The following is an 18,136-nucleotide window of genomic DNA, read 5'->3' as shown; positions in this document are numbered from 1 at the left end:
AGGCGTATTCCGCCATGAACTCGATTGCCCGGTTACGCACTGCTGTCCGTCGGGCGGGTGGTGCGCATCCCGGCCTGCTGCTGCTGATAGCCATCGCGGTAGCCGCCTTTACGCTGGCGCTGCCGGGGCGGTTCTTCACTGGCTCCACCTTTATGAGCATGGCGTTTCAGTTGCCGGAATTAGGGCTGTTCACGCTGGCGATGTTCGTCGCCATCCTGAGCGGCGGCCTGAATCTGTGCATCATCGCCACGGCTAATCTCACCAGCTTATTTATCGCCTGGGTGTTGCTGAGTTATTTGCCGTCCGGCGCCGGTACGGCACTGCAACTGCTGTGGCTGGGTATTGGCGTGCTGGGGGCGGTGGCGCTCGCGGTGCTGATTGGGGTGATTACCGGGCTGATGGTCACCAAAGTGGGTGCACACCCGATTCTGGTGACGCTGGCGACCATGATGACGGTCAACGGCATCGGCATCTGGCTGACGCGCGGCGCGGCGGTGAGCGGTATGCCGGAGGTGGTGCGCACACTCGGTTCCGGTACGCTGCTCGGCGTGCCGCTACCGCTCTATCTGTTCCTGCTGGCGGCTGCGGCGATGGCGCTATTTCTTGGCAAAACCCGTGCCGGCAAGTGCATTTACATGGGCGGCAGCAACATCAACGCCACCTGGTTTAGCGGCATCAACACCCACCGCATGTTGGTGCTGGTGTATGTCATTTCCAGTTTGTTGTGCGTGCTGGCCGGGCTGGTGATGATGGCGCGTTTTAACTCGGCACGCATCGGCTACGGCGACTCTTACCTGCTGCTGACAGTACTGGCGATCATTCTTGGCGGCGCTGACCCTAACGGCGGTTTTGGCCGGGTCACCGGCGTGGTGCTGGCGCTGGTGGCGTTACAGATCCTCTCCACCGGTTTCAACCTGCTGAACATTAGCCAGCATTTCAGTCTGGCGATGTGGGGCGCGGTGCTGATCGTGGTGCTGTCGCTCAAATTCTTTAAAAACCAATACATCCATTACCGGGCCGTGCGCCGCAGCGTGCAGCTGGCCCGCCAGTCATCGTTAAACGATAAAAAGGACGTCTGATGCGTACTCAACTTTCCCCCTCGCTGATGTGTATGAATCTCATGGAGATTAAGCAGCAACTGGCGGTGCTGGACTCGCGGGCCGATTTTCTGCACGTGGACATCATGGACGGGCACTACGTCAAGAACATCACCCTGTCGCCGTTTTTCATTGAACAGATTCGGCCATTTACTCGCGTGGCTATCGACGTGCACCTGATGGTGGAAGCGCCGACCGATTTTATCGACGCGGTGGCAAAAGCCGGGGCGGACGTTATCTGTCCGCACGCCGAAACCATCAACCGTGACGCGTTCCGGGTCATTAATCAGATTCGTGCGCTGAATCGCCGGGTAGGCGTGGTGCTTAACCCGGCGACGCCGGTATCGTATATCCATCACTACATCCACCTGCTGGACAAGATAACCGTGATGACGGTAGACCCCGGTTACGCCGGTCAGCCATTTATTCCGGAAATGGTGCGCAAAATCGAGGAACTGCGCAGCCTGAAAGCCCGGCACGGCTACCAGTACCTGATAGAGGTGGACGGTTCCTGCAACCAGCGAACCTACGGCACGCTGCTGGCGGCGGGTGCTGAGGTGCTGATCGTCGGTACATCCGGCTTGTTCGGCCTGCATGACCGGCTGGAGCAGGCATGGGATTTGATGCAAGGACACATCGCGCAGGCGAAGGGCGCGCTAAGCGAGTCTGTGTGATGACCGGCTGGTTGGGGGTGGATATCGGCGGCACCAGCACCCGGTTGCTGGTGATGGATGCACAACACCACTGGTCGGGGTTTCACAAAGTGCCGACCGCCAGTTGGGCGCGGGAGCCGGATGCGCTGGGCGCGCTGGCTGAGGTGTTGCGCCCGGCGCTGGCGACGGCGGACTGCGCCATCGGCGGCGTGATGCTGGGGCTGCCGGGCATCCTCAGCCATGACCGGCAGCAGGTGGTGTCGCTGCCGTTTATCCCCGTGTTGGATGACCAGCCGGTGGCGCGTCAACTGGCGGAACGGATAGGCGTGCCGGTAGCGATGGATAAAGACGTCAATCACCTGATGTTGTGGGATTTGCTGCAACTGGAGAGCCTGCCGCAGCACGCAGTGGGGGTGTATCTCGGCACCGGCTTGGGCAATAGCCTGTGGATCAACGGCCAGTTTTACCACGGCCAGCACGGCGGCTCCGGCGAGTTGGGGCACATTCCGTGGCCGGACAATCCGCGCCCCTGTCCGTGCGGCAACGAAGGCTGCGTGGAAACCGTCACCAGCGGCCATTGGTTGAGCCAGTGGGCGCAGCGGCACTGCCCGGAGCAGCCGCTTGCAACACTGTTTTCGACCCAGCGCGACCACCCGGACCTGTGCGCGTTTATTGACCGGCTGGCGAAAACCATTGCGGCAGAAATGAATATTCTGGACCCGGAATACCTGATTTTGGGGGGCGGGGTGCCGGCAATGGCGGATTTTCCTCTGCAACAGTTTCAGTCGCGGCTGGAGCGCCATTTGCGCCCACCGGTAACCCGACGCGGGTTGAAACTGGTGGTCAGTGCCGCGACCGATCACACCGGGTGCCGTGGCGCTTGTCTGGCAGCGGAGCGTTATTTCGGGAGATAACGCTATTGGGGACGATGACGCGATGACGTTATTGGAATGAGAACCTCGTTGAGGGAGAACCGGTATGAAAGGCAAGGTGTGCGTGTTTGGCTCGTTCAATCTGGATATCGTCTCGCATATGCAGCGCTTTCCGGCGCCTGGCGAGTCGCTGATTGCCCAGCACAGCATGATGGGACCCGGCGGCAAGGGCGCCAATCAGGCGATGGCGGCGATGCGTGCCGGGGCGCGGGTGCACTATATCGGCAAGGTTGGGCGGGATGATTTCGGCTCTTACGCCCGTCGCCATCTGGAACACAGTGGGTTTGATGCTATCACCCTGTTTACCTGCAAGGAAAAGCCGACCGGCAACGCACTGATTTACGTGGCGGGGGACGATGCCGAAAACATGATTTCAGTCTACCCCGGCGCTAATCTCACCGTCACCGCTGCTGAAGTCGCCCGCTGTCGGCCAACAGTGGCGGCGGCTGATATCCTGCTGATGCAACTGGAGAATAATCTGAGCGCCATCCAACGCATGATGGACACCGCTCGTGAGGCGGGCACCTACGTCATCGTCAACCCGGCACCGTGGCAGAAGGTCAGCAATGCGTTTTTGCGTCACGTCGATTTGCTCACGCCCAATAGCACCGAGGCGGCCCAACTTACCGGCGTTGCCGTTAATGACTGGGAGAGTGCCGAACGTGCCGCCGAGGTGCTGCACGATAAAGGGGTGGCGAAACTGGTGATCACGCTGGGTACGCAGGGGGCTTTGCTGTCCACCGGCGATAGTCTGGCACGCATCCCGGTTTTCCCGGCACAGCCGAAAGACACCACCGGCGCGGGGGATGCCTTCAATGGCGCTCTGGCAGCCCGGCTGGCGGCGGGGGAAGCGCTGGCCGAGGCGGCGTTGTTTGCGTCTGCTTATGCCGCAGTATGTGTTGAACGGGAAGGGGCGGCCAATGCCATGCCGCTCTACGCCGACGCGCTGGCGCGGCTGCACGCCTGGCCGACAAAGGAAATAGAATGGCTGCGCGGCGGCGCGTCCGCATCAGATAGCGTTATCACTGATACAGCAAACGACACAGCTGCAACGCCATAAAAATCATGTAGCAGCCTATCAGGCTGTCGATGACGCGCCAGGTGGTCGGGTTGGCAAAATAACGCGAACAGGCGGCGGCCATGTAGCCGATGGTGTAGAACCAGAGCAGCGAGGCGCTGACGGTCCCGGCCAGATAACACAGCTTCAGATCGGGGGCGATGCCGGAGGAAATGCCGCCGATAATCACCACCGTATCCAGATAAACATGCGGGTTTAGCAGGCTGACCGCCAGACTGGCGCTGATCACCGTGCGTCGGCGCAAACCATCCGCCTGTGAGGTGATCGTCAGCTGGTTGTTGCCGCGCCAGGCGCTTTTCAGCGTGTTATAACCATACCACAGCAGAAACAGCGCCCCGGCCAGCGTCAGCGCGGTGATCGCCGGTTTACTGTCGTTAATGATTTTCCCCAGACCCAGCACGCCGAGCGTCATCAGTACCAGATCGCATAAAAAGCACACCGAACTGACCCAAAACACATGCTCCCGGCGCATCCCCTGACGCAATACGAATGAATTCTGCGCGCCAATTGCGACGATCAAACCGGCACCGGTCATAAAACCGGTAATAAATACAGGTAACGGCATGATTTCTCTTTAGTTACAGATGAATTGAAATTACAGGTGAATTGAATAATGCAAATAATAACAACGAGTTGTGCGGTGATACCGCCAGCCTGTTGCTCGGTGTGGATAATGGATACATTCCGGCGATAAGGCCAATGAATAGATTTAATCTGTAATTAGTATTTTTAATGACAGTATACCATAGTCATGATGATAATGAATATTCGAGGCTATTATGAAAACTGATCCTTTAGATGATGTAACCCGGATATGTTTATTTCAGCAGAATAATTTCCCGCACAAATCCATTCCTCTACACGTTCAGAAATATCCTGTTCTGAAAGTTTATATCGGCCACGAATAGCACATTCCCATATAAGTAAAATGTTCCATCCATCAGAAATTAACTTCTGATTATTCTCTTTATCCCTTGTTACGTTTTGATTTATTTTTTTTAACCAGAATTCAGTTCTGGTTGCGGGAACTTTGAATAGATGGCAATTATGATGATGCCAGAAGCAGCCATGAGTGAAAATGACTTTTCTATACTCATCGATGACAAAGTCAGGTTTTCCTGGCATATTTTTTACCTGAGTTCGAAATTCGAACCCAAGCCGATCGAGTATGCTGGATATTTTTAATTCAATGGCTGTGTCATGATTACTGATCGCTTTCATGTTTTTTCTGCGAATCTCAGGTTTATGTACATCAGCCATGGTCTATCAAATCTCCCTTCTTTCTTTAATTTCTACAGCCTTTTCGATATATGGCTTTAGAAGTTTAGCGACTGCAGAGAATACAGGTACTACAACAGAGTTGCCAAATTGACGGTATGCCTGTGTATCCGAAACAGGGATTTTAAATTCTGATTTACCCGGTTTTTCAAAGCCCATGAGACGGGCACACTCTCTGGGGGTTAAACGACGTGGGCGTTTTTCCTGGTTTAGACTATTATCGAAGTCTTTTTCACCCAGCTCTTTATTCCATCCTCTATCTATCAGAATCTCTGAACCATCTTTGTGGTAACGTGCTGATAGCGTTCGTGTTATGCTATTTTTAGAATGTGGATTTACGAGGCCAAAACCAAAACCATTTCCTTTAGCCTGATGTTTCTTTGCATAATTATAAAGATATTTCCATAGTAATGGTGTTAATATATATTTGCTATCTATATTTTTATCTAATAGTTCAGATAATTCTGGTCTATCTTTAGGTATGAATTTTTTTATATCTTTTAACGTAAAACCCTGATGAATATTCAGGTCTTTTCTGAAGCCAACTAATACAATTCGTTCTCTGTGTTGAGGAAGAAAATGCTTTCCATCAATAATCTTAGGATCATCAGAGCCTGTATGTTCTGAGTCCGCTATGATATAGCCAAGCTCATCCAGCGTTTCCATAATAATTCTAAATGTTTTTCCTTTATCATGGCTTTTTAAGTTTTTTACATTTTCGAGAAGGAAAATAGCCGGTTTTTTGGATGCAATAATTCGTGCCACATCAAAAAAGAGCGTACCTTGTGTTTCGCACTCAAATCCGTGCAATCTGCCCAAAGAATTTTTCTTCGATACACCAGCAAGGGAGAATGGCTGACATGGAAATCCTGCCAGCAGAACGTCATGGTCAGGTATTTCCTGAGCAATATTTCTGTAAGCTTGTTGCTCGCTTATCGTTTGATCATTACTCAATGTGATCTCACGAATATCCTCATTAAATATATGGTTTTCAGGGTTGCAGAACCAGTTTGCTTTGTAAGTCCTTGCCGCCTCTTTGTTCCATTCGCTGGTAAAAACACATTCTCCTCCAATCTCTTCAAAGCCTTTTCTGATACCGCCAATCCCAGCGAAGAGATCGATAAAACGGAAACGATAATGCGGGTGGCATATCGGAGGGGATGGTAGCAGTTTTTTGAGCATTTTGACTTCTATGTCAGTGAACGGTTTTTGTACTGCCTTGCCATTCAGCCATCGGTTTAGTGTCTCACGTGTCCAGTCATTATGACCTACAGCTCGCAAAGCTTCAGCGATATACTTTTGATCATAGATCTCAACCAATTGATTTATAATTTTTTTATCTTCTTCCAGCTTTAACGTTTGGTCTCGTTCATTTTGTTCAAATAGTTCCTGTGCGATCAATTCTAACTGACTCATTAGCCTTACGCCTTATAAAGGGAATTTTGAGTGATATTTTATCACTCATTCAACCCAGTATAAAGACATTGTTTGTATAAATATACAGTTATTGAATTGTTGTCTAAAAAATGTGTGAAATTTATGATGTAGTCTGATACTAACTGTGTGTTTATTCGCATTGTTTTATGGAATCATATTTTTTGTGATGGCATTATAAAATCAATTATTTTTTCTCATGGGAGAGTGGTGTGTTTAGTGGAATAGAGCACTTATCTGGGCTGATGAAGAATCTTGGAGCAACGCGGATTATTATTAAGCCTCTGGCTAATAACGATAACTCAAAACAACAAATATATTTTGGAAAAGATTTCAGTGTAATAAAAAGTTTACCTTTATGGAATGTGGTTAGTTCAGGGATTTCTGAAAAAGGTGCTATATTTAAAGCGAAAATAGATTGGTTTTGGTTATCGTTCGATGGTACAACTGAACAAGCCAAAGGTGCCCAAATTATACTATATCCAGACTATCCAGAAGTGCGGCTTTCAGGTATTCTACAAGGCTGCTCTACTGCACCATCTCATTTAATGCGTCCTCCAACTGGAGAGGAGAGGCAGAAGCGTATAAATAGCAATCGCTATCTTGTTATGGGTATTGGTAAAGGCCGGGTTTTATCCTACGTTAGTGCATGGGATGACGAACTATCCTGTGAACTAAAGCATCTTATAGAGAATAAATTTCTCCGCTCTGTTTTTTCTGTATTTTATGAATTTTATTATTTACTGCAAGATAGTAGACAACTTCTTATTCAAAGAATTAAAGAGATTTATAATATAGGTTATGTGCGTTCACAGAGAATGAATCATTTAGGTTTGAAAATACCATATAAAGCACAAAACGGTGCGGGCCTCACACTGGAAAGTCTGTTTAATATAATTCCCAATGGACGTTCTGAGCCTGATTTTATGGATTGGGAGCTTAAAGCTCATTCTGGTAGTGTAGTGACATTGATGACCCCGGAACCTGATTCTGGATTGTATCTTTCTGATATTTATGGGTTTATGAATGACCATGGTAGTAGTAAGAAACCTGAGCGTATAGATTTTACAGGAATGCATAAAATATCAGAGTATAATCAAAAGACAGGGCTGACTTTATGGATTGATGGCTATGATGTGTGCGAGGGTAAAATTATTGACCCTGATGGTGGTATTTTTCTAAAGGATATAAATGGAATAATTGCAGCTGGATGGAGTTTTAGTAAGATAATTGATCATTGGAGGCGTAAGCATAATAAAACATGTTTTGTTTCCTATAGTAAATTATCCGGTGATTATCCTGAGTATCACTTTGGGCCGAATATTACCCTGGCTGAAGGTAATAATATCAAAAAGTTCATTTCTGCGTTTTTTACGAATAAAATATATTATGATCCGGGTGTTAATATTAAATATACTAATGAAGAATGGAAAGCAAAAAAGAGAAATCAGTTTAGAATGAAGTGGAAGGACGTTGGGAATGTGTATGATAATATAGAAAATATTAATGTCAGTGAACTCTGATAAAATATATAATCATGAGTTTTTTTATACATTAATTGCGACTTCCTGCCAAACCCAGTAGGGTGATGGGTACAAAAAACGTGCGGCGGGAGGCCTTGCCGCGCACTTCACGCCTTTTATTTTCGGACATCATTTTGAACGCAGCAGTCACTTCTTCGGGTACGGATTCCGTCGCTGACGGATTACCGATGCCGGCGCGTCTTGGCGCCATTTTCGCTATTGCGTTTGGCATTGCTATGGCGGTGCTGGACGGCGCTATCGCCAACGTGGCGTTACCCACCATCGCCGCCGATTTTAACATTAGCCCGGCGTCGTCTATCTGGATCGTCAATGCGTATCAACTGGCGGTCACCATGACGTTGCTGTCGCTGTCGTCGCTGGGGGATATCGTGGGCTACCGCCGGGTCTATCTGGTCGGGTTGGTGCTGTTTACGTTGATGTCGTTTGTCTGTGCGTTGTCGGATTCGCTGACGACGCTGACGCTGGCGCGCATTCTGCAGGGGCTGGCAGCTGCGGCGCTGATGAGTGTCAACACCGCGTTGATCCGGCTTATCTACCCCAAAACCCGATTGGGACGAGGTATGGCGATCAACTCGCTGGTGGTGGCGGTGTCTACCGCTGCCGGGCCGACCATTGCCGCAGGGATTTTAGGCGTGGCGTCGTGGCAGTGGCTGTTTGCGATTAATGTGCCGTTCGGCATGGTTGCGATGCTATTGGGTTGGCGTTTTTTGCCGCGTAACGACGGGATGAAGGCGCAGCGCTTTGATGCCTCCGGCGCGCTGCTGAACGCACTGACCTTCGGGCTATTTTTCATCGCGCTGGGTGGCTTTGCTCACCAGCAGAACGGCTGGCTGGTGTTGAGCGAATTGTTGCTGACCCTGCTGTTGGGGGGCTATTTTTTCCGCCGTCAGCTCAACCAGCCCTATCCGTTGTTGCCGGTGGATCTGCTGCGTATTCCGATATTTGCGCTGTCGATGGGCACGTCGGTCAGTTCGTTCTGTGCGCAGATGCTGGCGATGGTGTCGCTGCCGTTCTATTTCCAGAGCGTGCTGGGGATGAATGAAATCGAAACCGGCTTGCTGCTTACCCCCTGGCCGTTGGCGATCATGGCGGTAGCTCCAGTTGCAGGGCGTTTGCTTGAGCGCGTCAATGCCGGGGTATTGTGCACCATTGGATTGTCGCTGTTTGCGCTGGGGCTGTTCTCGCTGGCCTGGTTGCCGACATCGCCAGGCTATCTGGACATTGGACTGCGCATGATGCTGTGCGGCGTGGGTTTCGGGTTGTTTCAGTCGCCGAATAATCACACCATCATCAGCGCGGCACCCCGTCATCGCAGCGGCGGTGCCAGCGGTATGTTGGGCACTGCCCGACTGGTGGGGCAGACCACTGGTGCGGCGCTGGTGGCACTGATGTTCAACCTGTTCGGCGGGCAAGGCACCCATGCATCGTTGGTAGCCGCAGGCACTTTCGCCACATTGGCCGCCGTAGTTAGCGGCCAGCGGATTTCGCGTCTGAAAACGGACTAGTCAGGTTGTTGCCTGATGGTGGGCAGGCGCTGAAACGACGGCAACGCGCAGAGGCGTTGAGTCAGTTGATGTGCCTGCTCAGCGCTCACCAGATTGGTGAATCCCAGCAGTAATCCCCCAGCGCTGTTTGCCCGTTGCCGCCACTGGCTGAGCGCTTGCACCGACAACCCAGCGGTAATGGCTTGCGCGGCGATATCCCTGTCATGCTGGCCTTCCAGCGCTAGCCTGGCCAGCAGATGCATTCCGCCTGCGCTGGCATGAAGGTTTACCCGGTTACCTGCCAGTGCGGTGATCGCCTCTTGCAGGTAACGGCGGCGCTCAGCGTAGAGTGTGCGCATTTTTCTGATATGTCGGGCGAAATGCCCCTGCTCCATAAAGTCGGCGGTGGTGGCTTGCGCCAGTATGAACCCGTTACTGTGCAGAATTTGCGCCGTCTGCTGAAATACCGGGATCTGTGCCTGTGGCACCACCAGATAAGCCAGCCTGAGGCCGGGGAAAAACACCTTACTGAATGTGCCGGTATAGATAACCCGTTCGTCGTTATCCAGACTTTTTAACGCAGGCAAGGGCCGACCGTGATAGCGGAATTCACTGTCGTAATCATCTTCGATAACCCACGCCTCCCGGCGAGCCGCCCACGCCAGCAACGCCAGACGCCGTGGTAACGATAGCGCGACGCCAAGCGGACTCTGATGGGTGGGGGTCACGACGGCGAAGCGGGCGTGCCCCGCGTATTGCTCGCCTGCGGCCACATCGAGACCGTCTTCATCCACCGATACCGGGGCCAGTTGCATACCGGCGTGCAGCAGAAAACGGCGTGCCAGCGGATAACCGGGGTCTTCATACCAACCGAGATCGTCGGGTTTGAACAGTGTCCGACAGATCAAATCCAGCGAGCAGTGGTAACCCGCAGTAATAAAAATCTGTTGCTCTGAGCAGGCGATACCACGAGAGACGCCGAGATAGGCGGCAATCGCGCGGCGTAACGGCAGGTATCCCTGTGGGTCCGGGTAGGCCAGCGCATTACCAGCCAACGTTCTCAGGCGTTGCCCAACCAGCCGGTTCCAGGTTGTGCGTGGAAAAGCATCCAGAGCCGGTAGTCCCAACTGAAAAGGCAAAGTAGCCGGGCTGTCCGGTTCTGGCGGTGGGCGTGATGACGCCGGAGCGACGGGCGCATGGGAGGGCGTCAGGTTTGCCAGCCCAGGTGAAACAATGGTGCCGGCTGGTCCACGCGGCAGCAGATAACCTTCGCTTGTCAGCCGCTGATAGGCGGCTTCTACCGTGCCGCGCGCCAGATTCAGTTCGCTGGCCAGGCTGCGTACCGAGGGAACTCGCTCGCCGGGGCGTAATTGCCCGCTGGCGATGGCATCCCGAATACGCTGGTAAAGCTGTTGATTGAGAGGTGTGGACGGCGCTGGCGAAAACGGTCTGGTCAGAAAATCCATCACTATGTCCTTATCAAAGCGACATTTCTTGCCCCTATTGAATGGGGCATTGTTGGCTTACAGTAGCCCGCATTGCAACCCTCTTCATCGCGTAAGGATCGAAATGATGGCTGACATTCATCTGGCATGGGCCAGTAGTCAGGCGGAACAACTGGCGTGTTTTAGTCTGATGCAGACCTTGCGACCGCATTTAACCGACAGCGAGCAATTTGTTCGTCAGGTGCAACGGCAGGCACAGCATGGCTACCAGTTGCTGGTCGCCTGGCAGGCCGATGTTGCGCTTGGGCTCGCTGGGTACCGGGTGCAGGAAAATCTGGTGTATGGGCGCTTTCTGTACGTTGATGACCTGGTATGCCGGGACGAGGTGCGCGGGCAGGGCATTGGCGATCGGCTGATGCAGGCAATGTATCAGGAAGCGGCACGCGAACAGTGTGCCCAACTGGTGCTGGATTCTGCGTTATCCAATGCGTTAGCTCACCGTTTCTATTTTCGTCAGGGGCTGTTGGCACGAGCCCTACGTTTTAACGCGCCGATCCACAGTGGAGAAACACGATGAGTACATTACGTTTGCCGTATGCCACGCTGTCACCGGAAGCCTACCAGGGGCTGTTGATGACCAAAAAAGCGCTGGAGAAAAGCACGCTCGGTCTTGAACTGATCGAACTGGTTTATTTACGCATTTCGCAAATCAACGGCTGTGCCTTTTGTTTAAACATGCACGCAGGATGGTTGCGGCGCGCAGGCGTCAGCAATGAAAAAGTGGATAGTCTGGCAGGGTGGCGGGTGTGTTCGTTGTACAGCCCGCGTGAGCAGGCTGCGCTGGCGTGGACGGAATCACTGGTCGACGTGGCGCAGACCCATGCACCGGACGCGGATTTCGCACCGCTGCGTGACCACTTCACCGAGGCGGAGATCACCGATCTTTGCTTTGCCATCGCCCTGATGAGCGCGTTCAATCGGCTGGCTATCGGAGCACGCCAGTAACACGGGTGCTGCAACAGCACCGTGGCAGTGTTCGGTATTGGCTAATGCGCCGACCCTTCTCCGTGTTCATAGCGCCTTCAGCACCTGCAACGCAAGGGGGATGCTGCATGGGGTCACCTTGCTCTTGGTTACCCCATGCAGCTTTCATCGTTGCAGGAAGCTGGCACGCTGAATCTGCGTGCCGCCAGGGCGGTTAATGCTGTAATTTTGCCTGTTTCAGGGTGTTGAACAGCCGCGCTTTGTCGTACTCGCTGAGGTTTTTCTGGATAACCGTGTGCATAAACGCGGTGTGATTCAGATGGCTCAGGCTGCCGCCCTGCTTGCGCAGCGTATCGGCGAGTTGCTGGAGCAGCATACCGTTTAGTTTGGCTATCTGAGCACGCACTTCATCCAGCGAGCGTGGTTGCCAGTTTTTTTCCGGCACAGCCAGCCAGTCGGCGCGATAGCGATACTGGATTGCCTTGGCGGCATCCATCTGTGCCTGAATAAATGGTGTCACCGAATCGGCGTCCAGCCCATACTGTGTTGCCTGCTGTCGGCTGGCTTTCAGTACATTGTCCTCCTGTTGCAGATCCTCAATCGCCAGATGATGAGCCGCTTTGTAGCCTGCAACATCTTTCATGTAGCTAAGGCGTTGGCTAACCAGTGATGCCAGATCGGTGCTTTCCGCGGCCAGCGCACTGGTGCTTATCAGGCAGGCTGCCAGACACATTGTCCGTAGCATATTGTCTCCAGATGGTTGTAAAGAAAGTTTAAGAAGGCAAAGTCGCCTATCGGCCTTGTTATTGCTACCGTTGTCGGCAGCGCACATGGCAAGTAACGCATGACTATCTTAAGTGCATAATATGGAAGGATGGGGGATCTGGTGGTTACGGATTCGTAACCAGACGTACATTATTTTTTGCATTCTGTGTGATGATTTCTGAGTGTGACTGTATGAGTTAACGTTATCCAGCGGCACAGCAGCACCGACTACACGCGCTTTGCCGCTGTTTTTTGCCCGGCATTCGCTGATGATGAAAAAAAACCAGCAACGAAATTGGATTCACTTTTATAAAATATTCATACCGTTGGACATATGTTGATACGTTACGCCAAATGGTCTGGCTGGGGTGAAGGCAGTGGTGTGTTTGCCGGTTTACGCCGCAGGCCAATCAACAACCCGATACCTGCCAGCAGTGAAAGCACGATAGCGATATACATAAACCGGGTCAGCGGCCAGCTATAGTGTTCGGACAAAAACAGAAATCCCCCCATCAGCGGCAATACCGACTGGTTCAACATCAGTATCAGTGATGAGGTACTGGCCAGCCGCTCGTAGGGGATCAGCGTCAGGCGCAGCGTGCGCATGATATTGCCGGTAAAAACTTTGCCGACGATGCCCAGCGCGTAAAATGTCAGGAATGCTCCTAATTGGTCGAGCGTGGTGGTCAGTAGCAGCGAAGCGATGACAATCAGGCCAAGCCCTGTCGCCAGCAGTGCCTCCCGGCTCAGGCGATTGAGCGCCGCACCGTAAACCAGCGTGGATAGAAATCCTGCCGCACCGGCGCAGATATCGATGAAACCGAAATATTTCACCGGCAGTTCCATCTGATTTTTAATCAATGCCGCACCGCTGGATTCCACCAGCCCATCAAACATATTATTTCCTGCTGCCAGCACTATCATCAGAATAATAAATGGATTGCGGATTATAATGAGTAACGGAAATCGTTTTTTCGGGGCTGAGTGTGATGCCTTGATTTTATTTTTTGGCGAAAATTCCGATGTGGAAGAAAACAGGCGAGAGGTGAGGAAATAATAAGCGTTGCATAAATAAAGGGTGGCGGCGATATACAATAGTGTCAGAAAACCATATTCGTATAGTAACATGCCCATCACCGGTCCCAGTACCATGCCGAGTAAATCCAGCCGGGTGAGCAGATTAGCATCCCTATCAATGTAGCGGCTGTGGGCGGCGATCAGCTTTTCCACTGCGGTGATGGTTTGTGCATTGCCGATGGAGACTCCAGCACCCAGCAACCCACAGGCTAACGCCAATATCAGCGGTTGTTCGGCGAAATTCAACACCAGACAAAGCAGCAGGCAGCCGAACGCCTTGGTTGCATCAGAGGCGATGGAGACAGGGCGGACGCCCATGCGGTCAATCAACACACCCAGCACCGGGGTTAACACAATACGCGGCAGCCACCCTATTGAGTAAGACAAACCGGAATAAACCAGGCTTTGGGTTTCAGCATAAACCAGTACCGGAATCAGGAACACCATCAGGCCATCAGCGATAAACACTAAGGCGAGAAAAAAGAGTAAAACCGGACTCATGGGATAAATACCCTTGATTGCATTACCCGACAGACTTCAGGTTATGTTTTGTAAATTAAAAAAATGACATAACGAAAATGAAAAAATAAGCGTTATGCATCGCATATGCGGCTAAATATAATAATGTGTTATCAGGAAAGTAAATATTTATTTATTGACAAAATAGGAAATAAGTATTTTTTATTTAGAATAATTTTACCGCTTATTATCAATAGTGAAGATCAGCGTTGAGTTCATCGGTCATGTTGTCGTCATAAGTTTTTGGTTATTGTGTGATGATTTATATGAATTGGCGCAGGAGAAAGGCATGAATTTACTCGCGTTTGAACAGGCAATGAGTCAATACGTCGCCCGTCATCTGGCGGACTCTGTGGATAGCGCACATGATCACCATCATTTGGTGCGTGTGGCAAATAGCGCCCGGCATATCCAGCGGCTGGAAGGCGGTGATCTGCGGGTGATAATTGCCGCCGCCTACCTGCATGACATTGTGCTGGTGCCGAAGAATCATCCTGATCGCCGCCACGCGTCCCGCATGGCGGCGGAAGAGGCCGTACGCATTCTGTCACGGGATTTCCCTGATTTTCCCCACGCGTTATATCCGGCGCTGTTCCATGCAGTCGAAGCGCACAGTTTTAGCGCGGGTATTATGGCACAAACGCTGGAGGCCAAAATCGTGCAGGATGCCGACCGGTTGGATTCGCTCGGTGCACTGGGGTTGGCGCGGGTGTTTTATGTAGCGGGCATGATGGGGCGTCCGTTGTTCGATCCGCAGGATATGTTTGCCTGCGAGCGTGAGCTGGATGATCGTCTCTACACGCTGGATCACTTCCGCGTTAAACTGATACGCCTGCCGGAAACCATGAATACGGCTGAGGGCAAACGCATCGCCGAAGCCAATGCCTCCTGGCTGGTGGATTTTCTTGCCAAGCTGGCTGGAGAAGTGAGCGGCGACCCGACTCAGCCAGACCCGCAGGTTCGCGCGCGTTTTAGTGCCTGGCATCCCTGGCTGACCTGACGATGGGTTACTCCTGCGGCTTTTTTCTGTTTATATAACGCCAGACCGCTGGGGTGACGTCATGTCATTATGTCATGCCATAGCGTGTTGAATCATGATATCGATAAATGAAACTGCTCAGTCAGAGGGGATGATGCATGGGAACGCTGTCGCATGGTCATGATAAACCCATAGGCAATCAAAGCCTGGTGCGAGGGTTTCTGCTGCTTGAAATTTTAAGTAATTACCCGAATGGTTGTCCGTTGGCGCATCTGGCTGAGCTGGCTCAGCTCAACAAAAGCACGGTACATCGCTTGCTGCAAGGGTTGCAGGCATGTGGGTATGTCACTCCGGCGCCAGCGGCGGGCAGTTACCGTTTGACGACGAAATTTATTCGCGTTGGGCAGACATCGCTGGCACCACCAGAGGTTCTCCGGCTGCTTGCGCCGCCGTTGCAGGCATTGAACGCCGCTACCGGGGAAACCGTCAATTTTTCCAGACGTGACGGTGATTACTGTATCCTGATCCACAAGCTGGAACCCACCATCGGTATGTTGCGCACCCGTGCTTATCTGGGGCAGCAGATGACCTTGTTCAGCTCGGCAATGGGGAAACTGTTTCTGGCAGACGACACCAAAGACGCATTTTTTTCCTACTGGAGTCATCATCAACCGCACATTCGCAAACTGACCCCGTATACCATTACCGATCCGATACAGATGGCGCGAGAACTGGAAGATGTGCGTCAGCGTGGGGTGGCGTTTGATCGTGAAGAGCACGAAGTCGGTGTATCCTGTATGGCAGCGCCAGTATTCGATGCGCATCAGCGCGTGAAATACGCTATTTCGTTGTCGCTTTCTTCGGCCAAGCTGCGCCAAATTGATGAGGACACGTTGTTGACGCCGCTGCGTCAGACCGCTCAAACGCTCTCTCAGGCACTGAAAACCCTGCCCGACGAAGCGTGAATCTCATCCATAGCTGGACGTTGCTGCGCAGGGAACGGAAAGGCGAGGTAAGACGTGAGGGGCCAGCAGTGAGAGGTAAGACGTGCGAGGTAAACAGCAAGCGGGCCGTCGTGTGACGGCCCGGTAAGTTGGATCAGTTAAGGCGTAATGCGGACGGCTGCTGGGCTTCCAGGTGGAAGAAGCGGACGGAATCGCGCAACTGCTCGCTCTGTTCCGTCATCGACTGAGCGGCGGTGGCGGCTTGCTCAACCAGCGCAGCGTTCTGTTGGGTTACCCGGTCCATCTGCTCGATAGCAACGCTGATTTCCTTGATCCCCTGATGCTGTTCGTTGGACGCCATCGAAATTTCCGCCACGATATCGGTGACCTTGCTGACCGCGCTGACGATCTCTTCCATGGCCTGACTGGCGGTATCGGCATGACGGGAGCCATCGGTGATTTTCTCTACCGTGCCTTCAATCAACGTTTTGATCTCTTTGGCGGCGTTCGCACTTTTTTGTGCCAGACTACGTACTTCTCCGGCGACGACGGCGAATCCCTTGCCTTGTTCGCCTGCGCGTGCCGCTTCCACCGCAGCGTTAAGCGCCAGAATGTTGGTCTGGAAAGCAATGCCTTCGATCACCGAGATAATATCGACGATTTTCTGCGAACTGGCGGAAATTTCATGCATACGTTTGAGCATGTCGTCTACCACATTGCCGCCGTGTATCGCGGTTTGAGACGTCTGGCGCGCCAGTTCGCTGGCCTGATGGGCGTTGTCGGCGTTGCGTTTTACCGTTTCAGTAATCTGCTGCATGTTGGAAGAGGTTTGCACCAGCGACGCCGCTTGCTCCTCGGTACGCTGTGACAAATCGCTATTTCCCTGAGCCATTTCATTGGCGGCAAGCGAGATAGATTCACTACCTTCCACGATACCCCGAATGATTTCAGCCAGTTTTTCGTTCATGAGTTTCATGGTCGCCAGCAAACTGTTGGTGTCACCGGCACGCAGCGCGATAGGAACACGCAGATTCCCTAATGCAACCTGATTCATAATGGCTGACGCGTAATCAGGTTCGCCGCCAAGCTGACGTGACAGACTGCGGGTAATTAACGTGGTGATGACGGCGGTGGCAATCAGTGCCAGCACCAGCAGGCCGGATAGTGTATACAGCGCATCTTTATAGCCAGCTTCCGAGGCGACGCCGGCCTGTTCACCTGCCGCAATTTCCATATCCACCAATTGCGCCAGATCTTTCATTAACTGGGTACGATATTTGGAGGAGACGGCACCGCTGATTTTACTGGCTTCGTCCAGCCTTCCGTTGTTAACGGCATCGATGACTTTACTGTTAACATCAACAAAGTTCTTAAAATTATCAACAACCTGATTGAATAACGCTTGTTTGTCCTGCGGCGCATTCTTCAACAGGTTAGCGTAATTGGCCTGAGCTTTAAGGAATATATCCTGATTCTGCAATAACTCGACCCTATGGCCTTCGATTTCCTGCGGTGTTTTCGACGCAATATATTGCACCTGTTGCAGCCGTATTTCCGACAACATACCACGCATTTCCAGCGTATAACGGACACCGGGCATACGGTTATTCTTGAACGTGCCAACATTATTGTCACTGGCGTTGAGCTGGTAAATCGCCACAATACCGAGCAACAGCATCATGACGATGAGCACGGAAAACCCTAGCAAGAGTTTTGAAAAGACGGTTAATTGTGAGAGTTTTTTCATCGCGGTTTTCTTTTTAATTAAGAGAAGGTGTCTTTAGTTACGGCATGATAATTCAAAAGTCTGTTCCGTTTTATAGAGTGAATCGTGATTTTGGCAAATTGTTTTTTTATTTTTGGAACGATGGTTTTGTGATCCCGGTTAGTGATTTTTGGTCTTTTGTGAATAAAACGACGCGT

General features: G+C 51.9%; 17 protein-coding genes. 10 read left to right on the top strand and 7 right to left on the bottom strand.

Annotated features, from left to right (window positions below; translation table 11 throughout):
* Nucleotides 1-14: 14 nt before the first annotated feature.
* The 4 genes from Dpoa569_RS17385 to Dpoa569_RS17370 all read left to right on the top strand — a co-directional run bounded on the left by Dpoa569_RS17385 (nucleotide 15) and on the right by Dpoa569_RS17370 (nucleotide 3,742).
* Complete coding sequence (locus tag Dpoa569_RS17385) at nucleotides 15-1,079, top strand: ABC transporter permease (RefSeq protein WP_042873735.1); 1,065 nt, start codon at nucleotides 15-17, stop codon at nucleotides 1,077-1,079.
* Nucleotides 1,079-1,771: a D-allulose 6-phosphate 3-epimerase gene (gene alsE, locus Dpoa569_RS17380; RefSeq protein ID WP_042868249.1), complete on the top strand. Its 693-nt coding sequence runs from the start codon at nucleotides 1,079-1,081 to the stop codon at nucleotides 1,769-1,771. Before Dpoa569_RS17385 ends, alsE begins: the two co-directional genes overlap by 1 nt.
* Nucleotides 1,768-2,664 carry an allose kinase gene (gene alsK / locus Dpoa569_RS17375; protein WP_128569804.1) on the top strand — a complete coding sequence of 299 codons (897 nt, stop codon included), beginning with the start codon at nucleotides 1,768-1,770 and terminating at the stop codon, nucleotides 2,662-2,664. Before alsE ends, alsK begins: the two co-directional genes overlap by 4 nt.
* A 64-nt stretch (nucleotides 2,665-2,728) precedes the next feature.
* Entirely contained in the window at nucleotides 2,729-3,742 is a 1,014-nt protein-coding gene (locus Dpoa569_RS17370; RefSeq protein ID WP_042868254.1) for a ribokinase, read from the top strand.
* Here Dpoa569_RS17370 and Dpoa569_RS17365 read toward each other — a convergent pair.
* The 3 genes from Dpoa569_RS17365 to Dpoa569_RS17355 all read right to left on the bottom strand — a co-directional run bounded on the left by Dpoa569_RS17365 (nucleotide 3,705) and on the right by Dpoa569_RS17355 (nucleotide 6,454).
* Entirely contained in the window at nucleotides 3,705-4,325 is a 621-nt protein-coding gene (locus tag Dpoa569_RS17365; protein ID WP_146411612.1) for a LysE/ArgO family amino acid transporter, read from the bottom strand. The genes Dpoa569_RS17370 and Dpoa569_RS17365 overlap by 38 nt on opposite strands.
* 212 nt (nucleotides 4,326-4,537) lie before the next feature.
* The gene (locus Dpoa569_RS17360) at nucleotides 4,538-5,020 is read right to left on the bottom strand and encodes a very short patch repair endonuclease (RefSeq protein ID WP_042868258.1); all 483 of its coding nucleotides are present in this window, start codon (nucleotides 5,018-5,020) and stop codon (nucleotides 4,538-4,540) included.
* Nucleotides 5,021-5,026: 6 nt separating this feature from the next.
* Entirely contained in the window at nucleotides 5,027-6,454 is a 1,428-nt protein-coding gene (locus tag Dpoa569_RS17355; protein ID WP_042868260.1) for a DNA cytosine methyltransferase, read from the bottom strand.
* 230 nt (nucleotides 6,455-6,684) lie between these two features.
* Between Dpoa569_RS17355 and Dpoa569_RS17350 the strand changes: the two genes are divergently transcribed.
* Together Dpoa569_RS17350 and Dpoa569_RS17345 are read left to right on the top strand one after the other, a co-directional pair.
* Entirely contained in the window at nucleotides 6,685-7,995 is a 1,311-nt protein-coding gene (locus Dpoa569_RS17350; RefSeq protein ID WP_201765202.1) for an MvaI/BcnI family restriction endonuclease, read from the top strand.
* 134 nt (nucleotides 7,996-8,129) lie between these two features.
* On the top strand, nucleotides 8,130-9,521 hold the full coding sequence (locus Dpoa569_RS17345) for an MFS transporter (RefSeq protein WP_146411609.1): 1,392 nt from the start codon (nucleotides 8,130-8,132) through the stop codon (nucleotides 9,519-9,521).
* On the opposite strand, the gene pdxR is transcribed toward Dpoa569_RS17345, so the two are convergent.
* The gene (pdxR, locus tag Dpoa569_RS17340) at nucleotides 9,518-10,966 is read right to left on the bottom strand and encodes a MocR-like pyridoxine biosynthesis transcription factor PdxR (RefSeq protein ID WP_050569375.1); all 1,449 of its coding nucleotides are present in this window, start codon (nucleotides 10,964-10,966) and stop codon (nucleotides 9,518-9,520) included. The two genes, Dpoa569_RS17345 and pdxR, sit on opposite strands and share 4 nt — an antisense overlap.
* A 106-nt stretch (nucleotides 10,967-11,072) precedes the next feature.
* Between pdxR and Dpoa569_RS17335 the strand changes: the two genes are divergently transcribed.
* The gene (locus Dpoa569_RS17335) at nucleotides 11,073-11,522 is read left to right on the top strand and encodes a GNAT family N-acetyltransferase (RefSeq protein ID WP_042868265.1); all 450 of its coding nucleotides are present in this window, start codon (nucleotides 11,073-11,075) and stop codon (nucleotides 11,520-11,522) included.
* Nucleotides 11,519-11,950: a carboxymuconolactone decarboxylase family protein gene (locus Dpoa569_RS17330; RefSeq protein ID WP_042868266.1), complete on the top strand. Its 432-nt coding sequence runs from the start codon at nucleotides 11,519-11,521 to the stop codon at nucleotides 11,948-11,950. The genes Dpoa569_RS17335 and Dpoa569_RS17330 overlap by 4 nt, the downstream gene beginning before the upstream one ends.
* 193 nt (nucleotides 11,951-12,143) lie before the next feature.
* On the opposite strand, the gene Dpoa569_RS17325 is transcribed toward Dpoa569_RS17330, so the two are convergent.
* Together Dpoa569_RS17325 and Dpoa569_RS17320 are read right to left on the bottom strand one after the other, a co-directional pair.
* Nucleotides 12,144-12,674 (bottom strand): chorismate mutase, encoded by a 531-nt coding sequence (locus Dpoa569_RS17325; protein ID WP_042868269.1) that lies wholly within the window; start codon nucleotides 12,672-12,674, stop codon nucleotides 12,144-12,146.
* Nucleotides 12,675-13,039: 365 nt separating this feature from the next.
* A complete protein-coding gene (locus tag Dpoa569_RS17320; protein ID WP_042868272.1) occupies nucleotides 13,040-14,272 on the bottom strand; it encodes an MFS transporter in 1,233 nt (410 codons plus the stop codon).
* A gap of 307 nt (nucleotides 14,273-14,579) precedes the next feature.
* Here Dpoa569_RS17320 and Dpoa569_RS17315 point away from each other — a divergent pair, with 307 nt between their 5' ends.
* Nucleotides 14,580-15,290: an HD domain-containing protein gene (locus tag Dpoa569_RS17315; RefSeq protein WP_042868274.1), complete on the top strand. Its 711-nt coding sequence runs from the start codon at nucleotides 14,580-14,582 to the stop codon at nucleotides 15,288-15,290.
* A gap of 137 nt (nucleotides 15,291-15,427) precedes the next feature.
* Nucleotides 15,428-16,234: an IclR family transcriptional regulator gene (locus Dpoa569_RS17310; RefSeq protein WP_146411606.1), complete on the top strand. Its 807-nt coding sequence runs from the start codon at nucleotides 15,428-15,430 to the stop codon at nucleotides 16,232-16,234.
* A gap of 133 nt (nucleotides 16,235-16,367) precedes the next feature.
* On the opposite strand, the gene Dpoa569_RS17305 is transcribed toward Dpoa569_RS17310, so the two are convergent.
* Nucleotides 16,368-17,960, bottom strand: a complete 1,593-nt coding sequence (locus Dpoa569_RS17305; RefSeq protein WP_042868276.1) for a methyl-accepting chemotaxis protein — start codon at nucleotides 17,958-17,960, stop codon at nucleotides 16,368-16,370.
* Between the last annotated feature and the right edge of the window lie 176 nt (nucleotides 17,961-18,136).

Source organism: Dickeya poaceiphila (assembly GCF_007858975.2).
GTDB lineage: Bacteria > Pseudomonadota > Gammaproteobacteria > Enterobacterales > Enterobacteriaceae > Dickeya > Dickeya poaceiphila.
This window is presented reverse-complemented; position numbering and strand designations above follow the sequence as displayed.